We start from the raw sequence: 2,184 nt of genomic DNA on the forward strand, positions 1-2,184 counted from the left end.
GCAATCATCTTCAGCTTGGGCAAACGCACCAGCATCGCCCGCGACATCGGTGCAAGCTGAGTGACAAGAATCTGCGCCTCACCGATAAAGTCGATCACATCTTCTGCTGTGCCGAAATATTCTTTCAGCCCCTCCATTCCGGCGGTGGCATAGCCGTGTTCCATCGGCTCGTCGGGCCAATTGTCTGTGCGGCTGCGGGTGCGGATCGCATCGCCACAGGCTGCACTCAGCTTGGCTTCAAAAACCTCGGGTAACATGAAATTATCACCAATGATTGCAATTTCTGTTGCCATTTCAAGGGTCCTGACGTTGAGCAAGGCCATCCCAAATTGGGGAAAGCGCTTTGCGGGATTCGAGATAGGTTGGAAAAGCTGCGGCATAAGTCGCGGCAAGCTGTGGATCGGGCGCAAGACTTGGGCCTAGCGCTGGGCTAGCCCATTCGGCGATGCAATCGGTCATGCTGGCGTAATGGCCATTGGCCACCGCGGCCATCATCGCAGCCCCTGCCGCGCCAGCTTCGGCGCGCTGCGACACCCGCGTTGCAGCACCAAGGCTGGCCGCCAGCACCGCGCGCAATCCGGGCGAGCGCGCAGCCCCACCGGTCAGCCGCACTTCACGCGGCAGCGTTCCCATCGCGCCATAGCAATCGCGCGCGGCAAAGCCCAAGCCCTCGATCACTGCTCGCATCAAATCGGCAAAACGATGTGTCGAATTCAGCCCGATCACGCTGGCGCGCGCGCGCGGATTGACAAAGGGGCCGCGCTCGCCGGCCTCGCTGATATAGGGGTGATAAAGCAGGCCCGCCGGTTGGCTTTGAGCAAGCCAGCCGTCGATCCGCGCCAAAAGATCAGCCTTGCTGACAGTCTGCCCCAGCTCTGCCGCAAGATCGCCGGCTAGCGCAAGCGCCCAGTCAATATTCAGCGTCGAGGCCATATTGGATTGGATCTGCGCCACCATCCCCGCGATCGGCAGCAACATGACATAGCCCGTACCTTCGGCGTTCAACTGCACCTGATCGGCGGCTTTGGCCATCATATGCATGCCGGTCGAGCCGATGATGGTGCAGCCAACCGCTTGGCCGTCAGCCGCATAGATCCCCGCGCCAAGCGCTGTGCAGACCACATCGACAAAGCCAAGGCTGATCGGCGTACCGGCCAAAAGTCCGGTCTGGCCGGCGGCCTGCTCGGTCAGCGGATGGGTGATCTGGCTGCCATCGACGATTTCGGGCAGCAAACTGTGACGTCCGGTCAGGCCCAGAGCTTCGATCACGGCAGGCGCGTAGCTTCGGCTGCGGAAATCGCCAAAGGTAAAGCAGGCCTCTGACGGGTCGGTGACGCGCTGGCCCGTCAGGTTCAGGTAAAGCCAATCCTTAGGATGCAGTGCGACCTCGGCTTGATCCAAAAGCGCGGGCGTGTGCTGCTGCATATGGGCAAGCTGCACTCCCATCTGGCAGGCGTTCAATCCGGTGCCGGTTGCGGCAAAGCGCGCGGTCTCGCTGGGCTGCGCACGCAGCCGCTGCGCGGTTTCGGCGGCGCGGGCATCCAGCCAGATCCAGCCATCGGTGACAGGGCGATTGTCTGCGCCGACCAGCCAAGTGCCATCGCCCTGCGCAGTGACAGAGACGGCTGCCGTGCGACGGGCAAGCTGGGGCAGCTGTTTTGCCAAATCGCGCAGGGTCTGGGCACAATCAGCCCAAGTCTGCGCCAAGGGCTGAAACGCCGCCCCATCGGCACGGGTGGTATAGCGGTTTGGCAAGGCCGCAACCGCCAACTGCCGCCCCGCCAGATCAAAGGCCACGGATTTGATCACCGAAGTGCCGGCGTCAATCCCGATCAGGATGTCTTTGCCAGCGCTGTGCATCATGCAAGCTCCTGCCCATGCGAAAGCGCCTGACCGGTTTTCGCATCAAAGACATGCAGATCCGCCGGCGCAATCTTGATGCAAATCGCATCCCCCTCAGCCAGCGCAGCGCGGTCGTGTTCCACCAGCACAATCGAAGCGCCAGCAAAACTGGCCGCAATATGCGATTGATCGCCCAGCCATTGGTTAGCAATCACCTGCGCCTGCGCACCTTCTTGGCTGCGATGCACCGCATAGGGGCGCACCCCAATCACCACATCGCCTTTGGACAAGATCAGCGCGCGCAGAGGCGGCGGAAAGGCAGCCTCGTCATAGCGCAGCGTC

The 2,184-nt window shown here is 62.0% G+C and carries 2 protein-coding genes and 1 pseudogene; all 3 read right to left on the reverse strand.

Annotation, left to right across the window (positions count from 1 at the left end; translation table 11 throughout):
- Positions 1-293: pseudogene (locus tag V7Q10_RS15535) on the reverse strand (oxidoreductase); the annotation flags it as partial.
- A gap of 1 nt (position 294) precedes the next feature.
- Positions 295-1,863 (reverse strand): FGGY-family carbohydrate kinase, encoded by a 1,569-nt coding sequence (locus V7Q10_RS15540; protein ID WP_333870047.1) that lies wholly within the window; start codon positions 1,861-1,863, stop codon positions 295-297.
- Positions 1,860-2,184, reverse strand: a 325-nt coding sequence (locus V7Q10_RS15545) for a TOBE domain-containing protein (RefSeq protein ID WP_333870048.1), incomplete at its 5' end; no start/stop codon positions are given. The genes V7Q10_RS15540 and V7Q10_RS15545, both read right to left, overlap by 4 nt.

It is taken from the genome of Cypionkella sp. (assembly GCF_036782355.1).
GTDB lineage: Bacteria > Pseudomonadota > Alphaproteobacteria > Rhodobacterales > Rhodobacteraceae > Cypionkella.

Bases quoted from the DNA above. Each gene is read 5' to 3' on its own strand.
- V7Q10_RS15540 (WP_333870047.1), bottom strand. From the start codon at position 1,863: ATGATGCACAGCGCTGGCAAAGACATCCTGATCGGGATTGACGCCGGC.